At 49.9% G+C, this 13803-nt stretch carries 17 protein-coding genes; 8 read left to right on the plus strand and 9 right to left on the minus strand.

Going from position 1 to position 13803, the window contains the following annotated elements; genetic code table 11:
* Positions 1 to 6: 6 nt before the first annotated feature.
* The 6 genes from stbD to CRO19_RS22785 all read left to right on the plus strand — a co-directional run bounded on the left by stbD (position 7) and on the right by CRO19_RS22785 (position 4768).
* Positions 7 to 1329, plus strand: a complete 1323-nt coding sequence (gene stbD, locus CRO19_RS22760) for a fimbrial usher protein StbD (protein ID WP_370659832.1) — start codon at positions 7 to 9, stop codon at positions 1327 to 1329.
* On the plus strand, positions 1265 to 2011 hold the full coding sequence (locus CRO19_RS22765) for a fimbrial assembly chaperone (protein WP_320204526.1): 747 nt from the start codon (positions 1265 to 1267) through the stop codon (positions 2009 to 2011). Before stbD ends, CRO19_RS22765 begins: the two co-directional genes overlap by 65 nt.
* Before the next feature lie 215 nt (positions 2012 to 2226).
* Complete coding sequence (locus tag CRO19_RS22770; protein WP_097098105.1) at positions 2227 to 2487, plus strand: hypothetical protein; 261 nt, start codon at positions 2227 to 2229, stop codon at positions 2485 to 2487.
* A gap of 542 nt (positions 2488 to 3029) precedes the next feature.
* On the plus strand, positions 3030 to 3317 hold the full coding sequence (locus tag CRO19_RS22775) for a hypothetical protein (protein ID WP_097098106.1): 288 nt from the start codon (positions 3030 to 3032) through the stop codon (positions 3315 to 3317).
* Positions 3318 to 3720: 403 nt separating this feature from the next.
* The gene (locus CRO19_RS22780; protein ID WP_097098107.1) at positions 3721 to 4005 is read left to right on the plus strand and encodes a biofilm development regulator YmgB/AriR family protein; all 285 of its coding nucleotides are present in this window, start codon (positions 3721 to 3723) and stop codon (positions 4003 to 4005) included.
* A gap of 430 nt (positions 4006 to 4435) precedes the next feature.
* Entirely contained in the window at positions 4436 to 4768 is a 333-nt protein-coding gene (locus tag CRO19_RS22785; RefSeq protein ID WP_097098108.1) for a hypothetical protein, read from the plus strand.
* 64 nt (positions 4769 to 4832) lie between these two features.
* On the opposite strand, the gene CRO19_RS22790 is transcribed toward CRO19_RS22785, so the two are convergent.
* The 5 genes from CRO19_RS22790 to CRO19_RS22810 form a co-directional block, all read right to left on the minus strand.
* Positions 4833 to 5084, minus strand: coding sequence for a biofilm/acid-resistance regulator YmgB/AriR (locus tag CRO19_RS22790; RefSeq protein ID WP_097098109.1), 252 nt, complete (start codon positions 5082 to 5084; stop codon positions 4833 to 4835).
* Positions 5085 to 5147: 63 nt separating this feature from the next.
* Complete coding sequence (locus CRO19_RS22795; RefSeq protein WP_097098110.1) at positions 5148 to 5432, minus strand: hypothetical protein; 285 nt, start codon at positions 5430 to 5432, stop codon at positions 5148 to 5150.
* A gap of 35 nt (positions 5433 to 5467) precedes the next feature.
* Positions 5468 to 5710, minus strand: coding sequence for a regulatory protein YcgZ (ycgZ, locus tag CRO19_RS22800; RefSeq protein WP_097098111.1), 243 nt, complete (start codon positions 5708 to 5710; stop codon positions 5468 to 5470).
* Positions 5711 to 5925: 215 nt separating this feature from the next.
* On the minus strand, positions 5926 to 7461 hold the full coding sequence (locus tag CRO19_RS22805; protein ID WP_097098112.1) for a UbiD family decarboxylase: 1536 nt from the start codon (positions 7459 to 7461) through the stop codon (positions 5926 to 5928).
* Positions 7462 to 7475: 14 nt separating this feature from the next.
* Positions 7476 to 7877, minus strand: coding sequence for an SRPBCC family protein (locus CRO19_RS22810; protein ID WP_097098113.1), 402 nt, complete (start codon positions 7875 to 7877; stop codon positions 7476 to 7478).
* 320 nt (positions 7878 to 8197) lie between these two features.
* Between CRO19_RS22810 and aroD the strand changes: the two genes are divergently transcribed.
* Positions 8198 to 8938 carry a type I 3-dehydroquinate dehydratase gene (gene aroD, locus CRO19_RS22815; protein ID WP_097098114.1) on the plus strand — a complete coding sequence of 247 codons (741 nt, stop codon included), beginning with the start codon at positions 8198 to 8200 and terminating at the stop codon, positions 8936 to 8938.
* A 204-nt stretch (positions 8939 to 9142) separates the two neighbouring features.
* Here aroD and yajD read toward each other — a convergent pair whose 3' ends face one another.
* Both yajD and CRO19_RS22830 read right to left on the minus strand, forming a co-directional pair.
* Positions 9143 to 9490 carry an HNH nuclease YajD gene (gene yajD / locus CRO19_RS22825; protein WP_097098115.1) on the minus strand — a complete coding sequence of 116 codons (348 nt, stop codon included), beginning with the start codon at positions 9488 to 9490 and terminating at the stop codon, positions 9143 to 9145.
* A gap of 129 nt (positions 9491 to 9619) precedes the next feature.
* The gene (locus CRO19_RS22830; RefSeq protein WP_097098116.1) at positions 9620 to 9991 is read right to left on the minus strand and encodes a cupin domain-containing protein; all 372 of its coding nucleotides are present in this window, start codon (positions 9989 to 9991) and stop codon (positions 9620 to 9622) included.
* A 165-nt stretch (positions 9992 to 10156) separates the two neighbouring features.
* On the opposite strand from CRO19_RS22830, the gene CRO19_RS22835 reads away from it, so the two are divergent.
* Entirely contained in the window at positions 10157 to 10816 is a 660-nt protein-coding gene (locus CRO19_RS22835) for an NAD(P)H-binding protein (RefSeq protein ID WP_097098117.1), read from the plus strand.
* Positions 10817 to 10891: 75 nt separating this feature from the next.
* Here CRO19_RS22835 and CRO19_RS22840 read toward each other — a convergent pair whose 3' ends face one another.
* Both CRO19_RS22840 and CRO19_RS22845 read right to left on the minus strand, forming a co-directional pair.
* Positions 10892 to 12196 carry an MFS transporter gene (locus CRO19_RS22840; protein ID WP_097098118.1) on the minus strand — a complete coding sequence of 435 codons (1305 nt, stop codon included), beginning with the start codon at positions 12194 to 12196 and terminating at the stop codon, positions 10892 to 10894.
* Between the two features lie 147 nt (positions 12197 to 12343).
* Positions 12344 to 13720 carry an MFS transporter gene (locus CRO19_RS22845; protein ID WP_097098119.1) on the minus strand — a complete coding sequence of 459 codons (1377 nt, stop codon included), beginning with the start codon at positions 13718 to 13720 and terminating at the stop codon, positions 12344 to 12346.
* Positions 13721 to 13803 lie beyond the last annotated feature (83 nt).

A 13803-nucleotide genomic window follows, 5' to 3' on the forward strand; every position in this document is an offset into this window, starting at 1 on the left:
GTGAAAATTAAAACCTGGCTGCTGGCGCTTATTATTCTGCTGGCCCACTCTCCCACGGTCTGGGCGAACTGTATTCGGGTGACCAGCACCTCGTCGCTCTCTGCCGCCGCACTGGCAGCCGGTTATACAGCCGGTTCCTGGCCAGGTGCTTGTGATACCTGCTCCGGCAATCTTGGCTTACCGTCTGTAATCAGTATCAACAGCGGGAGTACGTTTCAACCCTCCGGGACGCTGCTTGCCAGCTCTGTGGGTAGCTTTCTCTCATCGGCTAGCAGTGTGAACTATAGCCCGAATCAGATCCTGTATCGCTGCGCTGTGACTGATGCCGGCAGCCTGTACGAAATGTATGCCACGAATGGTGATAGCCCGTATGCCGGTATGTATGCCAGCAGTGAAGTAGAGGGGGCCTATTATGACGTGGCAAAAAATGTGGCAGTACGTATGACCAATCTCGCTACCGGGGAGTTTTACAGTCGCTACTGGAAATCACGTCAGTTTACTTCCGACAACTGGTATTCCGACGGCACCTACATTTATATCCCAGCCAGCGCCTTCAGCAACGTGTTGTATGAAATGTTTAAAATCAGCTCGACCAGTTACTATGCATCCGCGGCGAATCGCTATACCGATATCTGGACGCAGCCACGCGGTTATATCGCCTTTAAAGGACCCGGGCTCGATACTAATAGCCTGCGGGATGGGCAAGACAGCGCTAGCTATTGGTATGGCTTTTACGCTAACTGGCCTGCCGCCTGGAGTAGTTACAAAAACGTTACTTATGTCCGCGGCGCACTGTGTGAAGTGAAAAATTATCCCTCGGTAGTGTTGTTGCCGACGATTAGCGTAGGGGCGTTATCGGGTGGTGGCAGCAGCCAGGCCCCCTTTTCCGTCACGCTGCAATGTGAATCTGGCGCGAATTCCAGTACTAGCACGTCAACGACAAGTTCAGCCAATGTCGCCATGGGCTTCCTTGTTAATCAGGCAACATCCGTTCTTAAAGCCACTCAAATGGGATTAACCACCAGCGGCGGCGGACTGACATGGCTGCTGGATAATCAATACGGCAGCAGTGGCGTGGCATCCGGAGTGGGCATCAAAATTTATGACGCTAACGGTGCTCCCATTAACCTGTTACCCGATCTCACCAGTACCGGTACAGGTAATACGCGAGGATGGTATGCCTATACCGATCTGACCTCGCTCGCCGCTTCCGGCACCAGCAACATGTATAGCGGTGACTTTACCGCTTCGCTTGAAGCACTGAGTGGACAAACAATTACAGCAGGGACAGTCAATGCGCAGTTGCAAGTGGTGGTTAGCTTTCAGTAACGCGTGGGTTTTAGCCTGTGTGCTTTACGCCCATTCTACTTTTGCCGTCGTAAATATTGATAAAACGCGCATTATCTTTAGTGCTAGCGAAAGCAGCCAGACCTTGAATCTCAAAAATAGCCCTGATAATCCGACCATTGTGCAGATCTGGAGTGATGATGGGGACATAATGCAGTCACCTACGCTCACCCGGACACCGGTATTTGCTATGCCGCCGGTGATGAAACTTCTCCCCGATGAACAGCGAGTTATTCGGCTGATGTTACTCTCACAGCATTCTCTGCCCATGGATAAAGAGAGCCTGTACTGGCTTAATCTTTATCAAATACCTGCATTAGCAAAAGAGACAAGTCATGCTGAGCGCAAGGTGGTGCTGCCGCTACGACTGCGCCTTAAAGTCTTCATTCGCCCGGCAGCCCTTACCGCGCCTACACAGCAAGATGTGCAACGCTTACGTTTTGAGAGCCGCAATCAGCTTTTAACTATCGTCAACCCGACGCCCTGGTTTATGAGCCTTCGTCTGCAAATTGAACCGAATAAGATGATCAATAATATTATGGTCGCCCCTAAAGGTAATTACACCTTACCTTTAAAAAAGCCTTTAAAGATAAATGAAAAAATATCCTTTGAGGTGTTCGATGATAATGGAAATCCTGTGCGCTATTTTGCACATTTGCATTGATAAATTAACGCACCAGCAAGGCGTATTTTCAGGTCACGCCACAACGTGTTTGGGTATTTATGCTTAATATATAAGCGTTAACCGAGATACCTGGCGCATGAACACCATTTAAAATTAATTATGACGGTTTTTTAAGAATAAACGCCAGGCAAAAATCCCCATCCTGCCTACAGTTGGTAATGAGGTTTTCATCAACGTGAAATGGAGGAGGTAATTTGTCTATTCAACACGACGGGAAAGGCTACGTCATTATTGGCGAAGCGGCATTAAGCATTGCCTTGGGTCAAAGAGTGGTCAGCGTTCATTCGCAAATCGACGAACTTGATCATATGGCAAATGCTGGCGGCAGCGAAGCGCGGTTGTCTGAGATTACCAAAGCCAGTGCCTGGCTGAAGAGTTTCGAAGAACCGGAGCGAGCAGTCCATCAAGTGCCCTACCTGCAAACGCTTGCAGGCTTGAACGACGAGACAAACTGACGCCATAGGACGTAGTCCGGCTCCGGCCGGAAGACGATAACGAAGATGACCTCAGCGGTCACGTTTCTACGTGTACCGGCCGGAGAATATGTCAGGGACGACACTCTCCCCCACACATTGCCCTCTTTATGCCTGCAAAAGATAAATGTCAGAATTAATACATTTACCGAACTTATTTAGAAAATAATTACTTCCTTACTAGTGAATGTAGTTTGTCGATTTTTAATATTCTGTTCCACAATTTGTGGTCAAACCAACTGCTGCATAAGAATTATTGGACATCGGCACAGTAAAATAGAAACGGCTTGAAATCGATTTCATTGACAACAAGGGTTCTTTTTAAGAATTTTCTTTAAGGATGCTTATTTGCCAGCATAATCATTCTTTACTCACTCTTTCAGCGAGTTGGCTAAACGTCACCTACGTTTAATTCTACCTTTTTTCAGCTAAATTACAGGGACAAGTGGATGTAGCAGGAATAAAAGTGAATCCTTGACTACACTTTTTTGATGATTAACGAGAAATGAACAGGAGGAAACACCGTGTTATTTCATGATGACCAGCAAGGGCACATTATTATTGGCGAAGCAGTGTTTAACCTCGCCGTTAGTCAACAGGAAATCAGCGTTGAATCCCTTATTGCAGAATTAGGTGTAATGGCAGAAAACGGTATCAGTGAAGATAAGCTTTCTCAAATTGCTGACGCCAGGCACTGGCTCAAAGGGTTCGTTAACACCGCCCCCCGACATCGCGCAGAACTCCGCTGGCTTGCTACAGCAAAGTCTCCTCAACTCATGAATCTGCCGTCGGAAGACAACAGTAAAACCTAATGTTATCTCGGTCGCGCCTGAGGGCGCGCAACCACATTTTTTTGAGGCTTCGCCGCTTACTTAAGCCAAAAATGCCTCTTTATTCAGGTGCGCATGAATGCGCACCCTACGAAATCCCCGCTCTCTATTTGCCTCTTCCTGGCCATGCCTTGAGTGCAGCGCCATAACGGAAAGCGTATAGCATTTCCCCCGCAACGCTGCATTGCGCGTGCTCTCACTTATAGCTTGATGACAATTAGCACTTTTCGCCAAAAATCCAAATCTGTACACAACCAGAATATCTGTACAATTTTAAAATTAGTGTATAACTTTACACCTAGACAGAGTCGGCTATATTTCAATTTTAAGATGGTCGCTACGCGTCGCGTTATCACTACACTTCCGGATGAAGGGGATAAAGTCAATGCATCAAAGCACGCAGCAAAATACAGTTGAAGCAAACATTTTTCACCACTTCCTTAGTGCGGGTGATGCTCTCTCTGCGGAAACCGCGGTTATTGACGCCACGGTTCGTGATTTGACTAATCAAGGAAGAGAGGTCACGACCAGTGCGTTAATTTTGCACCTCATTTCGGACATTGAAACCACTTCTGATGCCGCGCAGGTCGATATCTTACTCAACACGCTTAAAGTCGTTGTAGGATTGACCCCGGGTGAAGAGGAGCGTTGGGCTTACTTCAACTGGTAAACGTTGTTTGCACCCTATTGCCACGATCTTTCGGATAGCTGGCCACAACGCTGAAGTCTCAACGCCATGTTGAGCTCGTAGCGCCAGCTTATCCGCCCTGCTCTTTTGTTTTCGCGCCGCTCCTCCTCTCTTTGCAACTCACTTCACTGTTACGGGCTGCTTCACCCTTGGTTTGCCTAATGCCGATCAGTTAAGCGCCGTATCAAATCACCGCACCTTCCGTAGCGGCGCGATTTATCGCGCAATGAATTGCGCCGCTACATTGTGTGCTCTCGATAATGAGGGTCTTTCATATCTTAACTGACAACCATCAGGCAAAAATTTGCCACAAAAATAGTGCCATTAATTTGCAAAGTACTGACTTGCGTCTAGTCTGGACTGACCAGTAGGGAAAAGTAAAAAGCATTCCATAATAATTAGAGGTGAAAATATGATTTTGAGTGAGTTTATGTCAAAGGTGAATCGCTGGCCTGACATGCATTTCACAGCAATAGAGTGCGAGCCGCGCGATATGACCCATGAAATTTACGCCATCGATTGTACTCATCAGACGATGAGTCGCCTGCTGCTGTGCCGCACACCTGATCCGCAGCACGCTGAAGAAATAGTGAAACGCTTTAATGACTGGCTGCTCAAGAGTAATCGAGGGAGAAATAAGCGCCGGAAGCAATCAGACACGCACCAGCGGCATGCAGAGAAGACATTACGGGAATTGAAGGCACTTCCTACTGAATTAGCCACCTATCATTCAGCAAACATCTAACTTTCTAAAGGTACGTCGCCCTCGCCTCTTTACGCTTTCACATAGAGGCGAGGCCGAAAAAATCTCATTTATCATCATCCGGTGTGCGGCCCACGACGATTTCGAGGCAATTGCGCAGCACATCAAGCTGCTCAATATCATTCGTGCTTTCAAGTTCTGCGATCAAACTTAAAATAATGGCTTTATTCGTTACTCGGCCTCTTTCTGTCAGTAACGACTTCACTATGGCACCAATCACCTGTTTTTCTTCGTCAAACTGATCTCCAGTACTATGTAAGAAGGACTGGAGGTCTGATTCGGTCGTATTCTGCTGCATCGGGTGTTCCTTTTAACCTTGGTGACTATTATGAGCTTTCTCTCGCTGACACTTCTACCAGTATCAGTGCCGGGTTGAGCCATCATTACCGAATTTTCCAGTCGTAATTATTACGCCCTTTTCTCGCTCTCCCGCGCCGGGACTATCGCGCCGTACCATTTCAGCCTCAACATCCCGAATGGCGAGCTTTGTAGCGCGCATGCGCACTTCATCATGCTCCGCGTTAAGCATGAGCCTAAGCTTAGTTAGAAGCGCACGTTGCGATATGCGCCCTTTTTCACGCAGTAACGTAACAACAGCCTCACCGATGAGAATGTCACAGAGTTTTTCTTCATCGCTGTTTTTCATATCACTCTCTGGCCAGATAGGCCGATTAACAACGTTTAGTCCCGGCCAAATAGCAGCGCTATCAGCTGGTGGTAGTGATGCTCTTCATCAGACGTGGAGGCGAGTTCGAGACGTGACAAAAGTTTTGTACAAATCGCTTTGCGATTCAGATTACGTCCCGAACGGAGGATCTCAACCACAATGCTACCCAGCGTTTCCTGCTGAGAAGGAAGTGATGCGTTGTTGAAATAAGCAGCAATGTCATTTATCGAACTGGAAGTGCCTACGTTCTGTTGCATGAAAACCCTCGGTTGGTCACGGTTTAATCGTTATGCCAGGAGGTGAAGTTATACAACAACAACGAGCTTGTACAGGTTTATTAAGCCAGAGGTAAGAAAAATATTTTTTATAAAAATGATTTGTGTATGGAGAGAATGGGCCGCCATGGCCCGCCTCTTCACTTTGTCCCCCTCGCATCCACGATTGCGTTATCGCTAACAATCGATAAAGTGAGTTACGAAGATAACCACAAGCTCGCATCCACCTCTTTAAACTGAGCACGAATAAAATGCTCTTTCAGATGATAAGGTACCGTACAATCAAAGATGGTTTTTGTCGTTGTTCCCTTCGCCGTTACGCGCGGGTCATAAAAAGGCTGTTGCGTAGGATCAAGCACATGCCCCGCAACACCGGGCACGAAAAGAGTATCGATGTCGCCGACATAACGCGTCTGTAAAGCCCACATCACATCATCGGTATCAAAGATATCGACATCTTCATCAACCAAAATCACGTTCTTAAGTTCACGATAGACTGAAAGCGCTATCAGCGCAGCCTGACGCGTCATACCGTCGTCACCGGCATTTTTCTTCTGCACCTGTAATATGGCAAGAAACTTACCGCCACCTGCGCTGTGGGCGTACACATTTTTTACCAGTCCTGGCAGAGCGTCCTCACATTCAATATGGATGCTGGCCTCCGTTGGAATACCCGCAAGGCTGACATGCTCCTCACCTGGTCCTACTAAGGTTTGCAGGATGGGATTTTTCCGCGTGGTGATAGCTTTCACTTTGATTACCGGCAGCGAAGGGTTTGCCTCCCCTGTATAACCGGGAAACTCCGGCATCGCCTTGCCGGTATGGCTGTTCTGATCTTCTGCAACGCGTACGCCGGGTAAAATTTCACCTTCAATAACAATTTCTGCGCGAGCAATCGCACGCTGCTTAACGGTCAAACACTCCACCAGTTCAACCGGTTGACCTCGTAGTCCTCCCGCCACGCATAACTCATTAAAACCAAACGGTGTGGTGGGTGCTTCAAACTCTGCGCCAATATGAATTGCCGGATCAAGCCCCATATTAATGGACACCGCCAACGGCTTGCCCGCGGCTTCCGCCTTTAAGCGAAACGCATCAATGTGGCGTCCTGGCGCAAAAAATATTGAAAGTTCATCTTTGCTTTGAACACAAAGACGATGAATAGTGACATCAACATTATCGCGATCATCAGGATCGCTTCCCAACACCAGACCAAGACAAAAATAGGGTCCTGCATCTTCAGTTGTATTGGTCGGTGCCGGCAGAATTTTTCGTAAATCAAATCCCTCGTCCTCAGCCCGATAGACCACTTCCTGGCAGGGCGCATTCTCAGGCTCAATTACCGTCGGCGGGGTCACGTTCCTTCGCGCTTCAGCCATCTGAATACCCAACTCACGTTCCGGCGCGCCCAGTAACGCACTCACGCGCTTACGGCTTGCCATTAAGCCGACCAAAACACGCGCGTCAGGAAAACCTTTGATATTGTTGAACGTCATAGCGGGGCCGATACGCGTGGGGCGCATCACCGTGCCGCCTGCACCGATATAGCGATATACACCCGCAAGTTCGGCAATCGGATCCACTTCGCGGTTCGATTCAACATACTGTTCTGGTAATGTTTTAAGCAGTTCAATTGCTGAACGCAGATCGTTAACGGGGGGAACATTCCAGCCTTGAGGATGAGGTTCACCGGCTTTAACGATGCGGTAAGTAGACGGTTTTTTTTGTGGCATGGTATGGCTCTCTCTCAGGGTTGTTCATGAAAGGTTTTCAGGTGAAATAGCACTTCTCCCCAATAGGTATTACAAAAAGGAAGATGCGGATCATTTTCTGACCAAACGCCGTGCTCCAGCTTAACGAGCGTGCGACCATCGTTTAAATCGCTGAGCGTAAAAACAAGTGTTTTACCGGGATCGCTGTCGCTCTCTTCTCGCGACGTCTGCACAATGCGCTCATCGCTTACAAGTTTTTCGGTTACCCAGCTGAAGTGAGTGTCCGGTTTTGGCCGCAGAGTAAGAACCTTTCCCGCCGCAATTTCTCCTTCGACCTTGCCGCCATGCCAGGCCGCCATTTTCTTCAGATCCGTGAGTGATGTATAAACCTCATGACGGCTGGCTGAGATTTTTATCGCGTGATACAACGTAACCATCTTATTCCTCACTATTTTCACGTATTCATTCAAAAGTGCCGAATAGAGAGTATAGGTTCAGTTTTAAGTAGCGTTCAGACGTAATGCGTTAACGTCTCGTTTATTCCTGATAGCGATTTTTATTAAGCCACGTTAAACACTGAAAATTTATTTAATTTTGTAAAATTCATATTACGCCGCCCGCTTACCATATTCTGATATGAACATGACTATTACATAGGCGAACAATTTCTTTATTCATCTAAATTGAAAGGGCTATTGCGGGGCTGAAAAAGGTGAACTAAATATAATATGGAAATTTGAATTAGGTCCGGAGAGAAATGATGCCTTTTGCAGCAACGGCGGCGAACAGTGAAGAGAATAAACCCTCTGATAAAGCAGCGACTGTGCGTGTAACGCCGCTCACGGTGGGTAATATCACCATTAAGCAAGGTAAACCTGCCGTTATCGTGTCTTTAAACGGTGATAATGACAAAACCCTATTGAGTCAGGCCAGCCAGGCGGCCGAAAATGACGCTGTACAAATTGCCGAACTGCGCGTTGATAAACATCAAAATGCGCTGGACGCGGATCGAATTGCACATCTTGGCCATGCTGTACGTGAGCGGCTTGAGGGAAAGCCGCTGCTGCTGACGTTCCGCACTAAGGCAGAAGGCGGGAGTGGCGAGGTGGATGATCAAACTTATCTGGCACTGTATAAAAAATGGTTAGCGGCTGGCTTTGCCGATCTTATTGATGTTGAAATGCGCATTGGCGAGAGCATCACCCAGGAAATTATTAACGAAGCCCACCGTCGAAAAGTGGCTGTGATCCTCTCGTTTCACGATTTCGCCTCAACGCCGTCTTCTGCCGACCTACTTGAAAGGTTGCAGTGGCAAGCGGCTCAGGGCGCAGATATTCTAAAGATAGCTGTTATGCCGCATTGGCCTGACGATGTCATTCGACTGCTGGACGTTACCTGGCAAATGAGAAAGCAGTCCGACAAACCGTTACTCACCATGGCCATGGTGACCCAGGCAAACTGTCGCGTGCCGCTGGCGAGCTTTTCGGAAGCAATTTAACGTTTGCCAGCCAGGGAGCGGCTTCTGCACCGGGCCAAATCAATATTGAGACCTTGTCTGTCATGCTCGATACGCTACATGTGGATCATGAAAATCTGACTTGAGCAGAATTTTGGCGTGTAGTGCGTTTAAAATGGGGCAGCGATGCGTCGCCAGATGACCTCGCGAAGAGCGTTTCCCTCGGCGCGAGGCCTGTTGGCGATATTATTTTTTCTTGTTCAGCATCGACTTTAAATCGGCAAAAGGATTATAGGTGGCTGCGGCAACATCTTTCTGCGCGTCTTCTCCCGCCACAACGCGCGTGCCGTACTGATCTGCTTCTGTGTACTTAGCGTGTTCGTGGTCATGACAATACAGACACAATAGCTCCCAATTACTGCCGTCTTCTGGGTTATTGGTATGATCATGATCGATATGGTGAACGGTTAATTCGCGCAGGTTTGAATACACAAACTCACGCGCGCAGCGTCCACATACCCATGGATAAATTTTTAATGCCTTCTCACGGTAGCCGCTTTCCAGCCGCGCGTAATTTTTTGGAATCAGAGCCATTGTCGATATTACCTGTTCGAAGAGAGGATTGAATTGCGAGGTAAACAGGGTACTGCAAACCGCTGATCAAGTCCGCTCTTCGCGCCACAGCATTCGCTTATTTTGCAGCGACGCACTCTGGCGATACCTTCAGAACTCGGACTCTTCGCCTGGCAGTGATTCTGAAAGCGCCTGCCCTTCCACTCCCGCGTAGAAAATGACTAACTCGGTTGCGTCGTCGGTGGTATAGCCACGGTGCGCGCTGTTGATGGTTTCATTCAGCGCGTCCCCCGCTTTAACGCAATGGGTCTTACCGGTTTCTTTGTCTTCAATCGTCAGCTGGCCAGATAAAATGTAAGCGGTATTCGGCATCGGATGCGTGTGCCAGGGAAGTTCGCTATGCGGAGGTAATGACATACGCATTACCGATATTTCTGGCTTACCGGCCGGATATTCCTTGTAGGTCTGCCCGTTCCACGCGGTTCCGCTTTGGGAGACCAGCCCATGTTTACTCTCTGCCATATTTCCTCCTGTCATAATCGTCTGGTTCGAGTGTAGATGACTGAAATAAATCTGCAGCGCAGGGTATTACGAGCCCGCCACCTATAAGCCTAAACTGGCGTTCATCCGCATGCCTGCCTACACTTTCATCCCTTTACTCATACTCACGGAATCAGAGAGGCATTCATGTCCAAGGTATTTATTATTGGCGGTGCAGGAAACATTGGTCGTCGCCTTTCATCCCTGTTAGCAACCCAAGGCCATATTGCACGCCCGCTGTTTCGTAAAGCGGAGCAGGAACAACCCTTACGCGAACGGGGGGCAGAGCCGGTTAACGGTGATTTAACCCGTTTGGATAGCGCCGCTCTCGCCGCACTAATGGCAGGAAGTGATGTGGTGGTCTTTACCGCCGGCGCGGGCGGTAAAGGCGGAGAGGAGATGACCAATGCCATTGACGGTGAAGGCCTGAAAACCGCTGTGGCTGCAACACAGCAGGCTGGGATAAAACGCTTTTTGCTGGTTTCCGCTTTCCCTGAAGCGGGAAGAGGAAAAAACCTTTCCGCCAACTTCGAAAACTACATGCGCGTGAAAAAAATGGCGGACGTGGCGCTGGCACAAAGCCAGCTGGATTGGGTGATAGTGCGCCCTGGCACGCTAACGGATGAACAAGGCAGCGGAAAGGTCAATGCGGGCCTTGCTATTCCCTATGGCGATATCCCGCGTGAAGACGTTGCAGCTACGCTGGCAGAAATCATCGATCGGCCTGACCTCAATCGCATCATTATTGAGCTGACGAGCGGAGAAGTCGCGATTCGGGAAGCGGTGGGGCATTTAGCTAAAGACTAACTCGCCATCATTGTCACCATAGAATTTTGCCGCGCTAAAGGCAGCACTCTCCTCTGCCTTTAGCGTTGATTCTGCTTACTCATCCAGCGACCGCAAATGATCGGTTTTATTCAACGTCATCAGCGCCGGAATACTCACCGCAGCCGTCACGATAATATACCAGGCGGGAATATCCAGATTGCCTGTCTGCTTAATGAGTGAAGTGATAATCAGCCCAGCACATCCCGAGAAAATAGCGTTAGAGAGAGAATAAGCCAGGCCAAGTCCGGTGTAGCGTACGCGCGTGGGAAACATCTCCGCCAGCATTGCCGGTCCCGGTCCTGCCAGCAACCCGACAATTCCTCCTGCCAGTAATACCACCAATGCCTTGATTAACAGCGTTGCGGCATCGGCCTGCAGTAATTTAAGCAACGGCAAAGCCAGCACCAGCAATAGACAAGCAGCAATAACCATCACGCGGCGACGCCCTATTCTGTCGCTGAGGATCCCCGCCGGGAGGATGGTTGCCGCAAAGCCGACGTTAGATATCACCGCAATCAGCAGCGCCTGATTAAATCCGGTATGCAGTGATGATTGCAAATAGGTGGGCATAATCACCAAATAGGTATATCCCGCCGCCGACCAAACCATCACGCGGCTAATCGCCAGCAGGATGATCTTGAAAGTCGTGCCGAAGCTGGCCCGGACCGGTTGGGGCTGATGCGTTTTTTTCGCTTGCTGCTGGCGCACAAAGCTGGGTGTCTCTTCCATGCTGTACCGTAACCACAACGCCAGCGCCCCCATCGGTAATGCCAGGAAAAAAGGAATGCGCCAGCCCCAGTCGTGCATCTGTTCAGCACTTAACACGGCGGAAAGCAACGCCACAATGCCGGCTCCCGCCAGTAACCCCAATGCAACAGTGAATGATTGCCAGGCACCGTAACGTCCCCGCTGTCCTTTAGGGGCAAATTCAGTCATCAGTGAAACCGCGCCGCCATATTCCCCCCCGGCGAACAGGCCTTGCAGAATACGCAGCCCGGTGATGATCAGCGGCGCCGCCACACCAATGCTGGCATAGGTGGGAATCAAGCCGATCGCCGTCGTCGCTAACGTCATCATAATCAACACGAAAATCAGCGTGGGCTTGCGTCCCATCCTATCGCCCATGCGGCCAAAAAACACCGCGCCGAGAGGCCTAAAGAAAAAAGCGACCGCAAACGAGGCATAAGTGAGGATTAACCCCGTCAGCTCGGCTTCGCCCTGCAGGCGAAAGAAATTCTGCGCGATGACCGTGGCAAGAAAGCCATATACGGCAAATTCGTACCACTCAATAAAGTTGCCAACAGAACCCGCAATTAATGCGCGTTTCTGTGAATGCGTGGTCTTGTGTGGATTCTGCATGCTGCGTTCTCTGGTCGGATAGTGATTCAACAGGATGCGTCATGCGTCTGCGTGGTCAAGGACAACCGTTTATTTCTCCTGCTTCTGTGAATACGCTCAATGTGGCGAGCGGGCAAAGAAATGGCATGCCGTGCTGTTGAATTAATTTTAACCCGCATCCGCCGCTGCTACGCTTGTGCTTTTTGCTTCTCTCACGGCAACAAGCATACCGATCACCGCTGCGCCCGCCAGTCCCCACATCACCCATTGGAAACCTGCGATCTCGCCGCCGGTTTGAAAGATCTGTGTTGCTAAGGCTAACCCTAGCGCGCCGCCAAGATTATGTAGCGTCCACGAAATGCCAATTCCCTGCGCGTGATGGGCCTCGGGCAAAGCGGCGAGTGCTGCTGCGACAGAAGGGCCGAGGATGGCCCCCCAACCTGCCCCCATCAGTATGAAGGCGAGAAAGAGAGGTAAGAGCGCTGAGCTGACGAGGCTCTGTAGCAGTGCGGAAACCGCCAGCAGGGCAAAACCTACCGCCATCACCGGCCAGGGCGAAAACCGGTCAGCAACACGACCTGCCAGTGGCGATACCAGGGCCATGATTAACGTCACCGGCAGCAGCATCAGGCCAAGTTGTGCATCACTCAAATAAAAGATTGCCATCAGGCGGAACGGCATCAGCATAAACGCCGAGCAGTAGAATATCGCCAGCAACACGGAGAGCAAACAGGCGGACACAAAGCCGCGAATACGCAATAGATGCAAGTCGATCATCGGTTGAATCGCGCGTTTTTCTAGCAGCACAAAAGCCAGCAACAGCAGCAGCGACGCCAGCAGCGTCACGAATGAAGTCCACATTAACATCCCCCATTGCAGGACATGGCTGCACCACACCAGCAATGGAGCTAACCCGGCAGTCATCAGCAGCCAGCCAGGTATATCCAGACGCGTTTCATTACGTCTGCGCGATGCCGCAATACAGCCGCTGCAAAAAAGAAAACTCAGCAGGATAAGCGGCACATTCAGCAGGAAAACCGCACGCCAGCCGAGCCAGCTTACCAGCACCCCGCCGGCTACCGGCCCCAACGCTAATCCAAGTCCGTTCGCGGCAAACAGCACGCCAAGGGCGCTGCCGCGTTTTGCCACGGGCATTGCCTCAACCAGAATAGTGGCACTGACGGTATACAGTACCGCGCAGCCCGCGCCCTGTAACAAGCGACAAAAGTGCAAGAACAGCAGGTTAGGGGCTAATCCCGCCCCTAGCGAAGCCGTGCCAAATAGCAGCATCCCGGCATAAAGCACCCGACGAGCCCCCATGCGTTCAGCCAGACGGGCTGACATCACCATGCAGCAACACAGTGCCATCACAAACAGCGTCATTGCCCACTGCACATCCTCAATATCAGTCTGAAAATGTCGCTGCAGTGCGGGTAAAGCGGTATTGACGATGGTGAAATCAATACAACCCAGAAAGCTGGCCAGACAAATGCCTGTTTGCATGCGGATCAATTTAGCGGGTGTAACAGAGTGAGAAGCTGACATGCGAAGGTCCTGAGGCGAAAACCTTATCCTGACACGATTTAAATTCGCCATTTACGCTATGTTTTCGTCATACTGGCGAATCT

Source organism: Candidatus Pantoea floridensis (genome assembly GCF_900215435.1).
Lineage (GTDB): Bacteria > Pseudomonadota > Gammaproteobacteria > Enterobacterales > Enterobacteriaceae > Pantoea > Pantoea floridensis.

Bases quoted from the DNA above. Each gene is read 5' to 3' on its own strand.
- CRO19_RS22795 (WP_097098110.1), bottom strand. From the start codon at position 5,432: ATGAAAAACAGCGATGAAGAAAAACTCTGTGACATTCTCATCGGTGAG.
- CRO19_RS22780 (WP_097098107.1), top strand. From the start codon at position 3,721: ATGCATCAAAGCACGCAGCAAAATACAGTTGAAGCAAACATTTTTCAC.
- CRO19_RS22810 (WP_097098113.1), bottom strand. From the start codon at position 7,877: ATGGTTACGTTGTATCACGCGATAAAAATCTCAGCCAGCCGTCATGAG.
- CRO19_RS22835 (WP_097098117.1), top strand. From the start codon at position 10,157: ATGTCCAAGGTATTTATTATTGGCGGTGCAGGAAACATTGGTCGTCGC.
- yajD (WP_097098115.1), bottom strand. From the start codon at position 9,490: ATGGCTCTGATTCCAAAAAATTACGCGCGGCTGGAAAGCGGCTACCGT.
- ycgZ (WP_097098111.1), bottom strand. From the start codon at position 5,710: ATGCAACAGAACGTAGGCACTTCCAGTTCGATAAATGACATTGCTGCT.
- CRO19_RS22830 (WP_097098116.1), bottom strand. From the start codon at position 9,991: ATGGCAGAGAGTAAACATGGGCTGGTCTCCCAAAGCGGAACCGCGTGG.
- CRO19_RS22845 (WP_097098119.1), bottom strand. From the start codon at position 13,720: ATGTCAGCTTCTCACTCTGTTACACCCGCTAAATTGATCCGCATGCAA.
- CRO19_RS22785 (WP_097098108.1), top strand. From the start codon at position 4,436: ATGATTTTGAGTGAGTTTATGTCAAAGGTGAATCGCTGGCCTGACATG.
- CRO19_RS22790 (WP_097098109.1), bottom strand. From the start codon at position 5,084: ATGCAGCAGAATACGACCGAATCAGACCTCCAGTCCTTCTTACATAGT.
- aroD (WP_097098114.1), top strand. From the start codon at position 8,198: ATGATGCCTTTTGCAGCAACGGCGGCGAACAGTGAAGAGAATAAACCC.
- CRO19_RS22805 (WP_097098112.1), bottom strand. From the start codon at position 7,461: ATGCCACAAAAAAAACCGTCTACTTACCGCATCGTTAAAGCCGGTGAA.
- CRO19_RS22840 (WP_097098118.1), bottom strand. From the start codon at position 12,196: ATGCAGAATCCACACAAGACCACGCATTCACAGAAACGCGCATTAATT.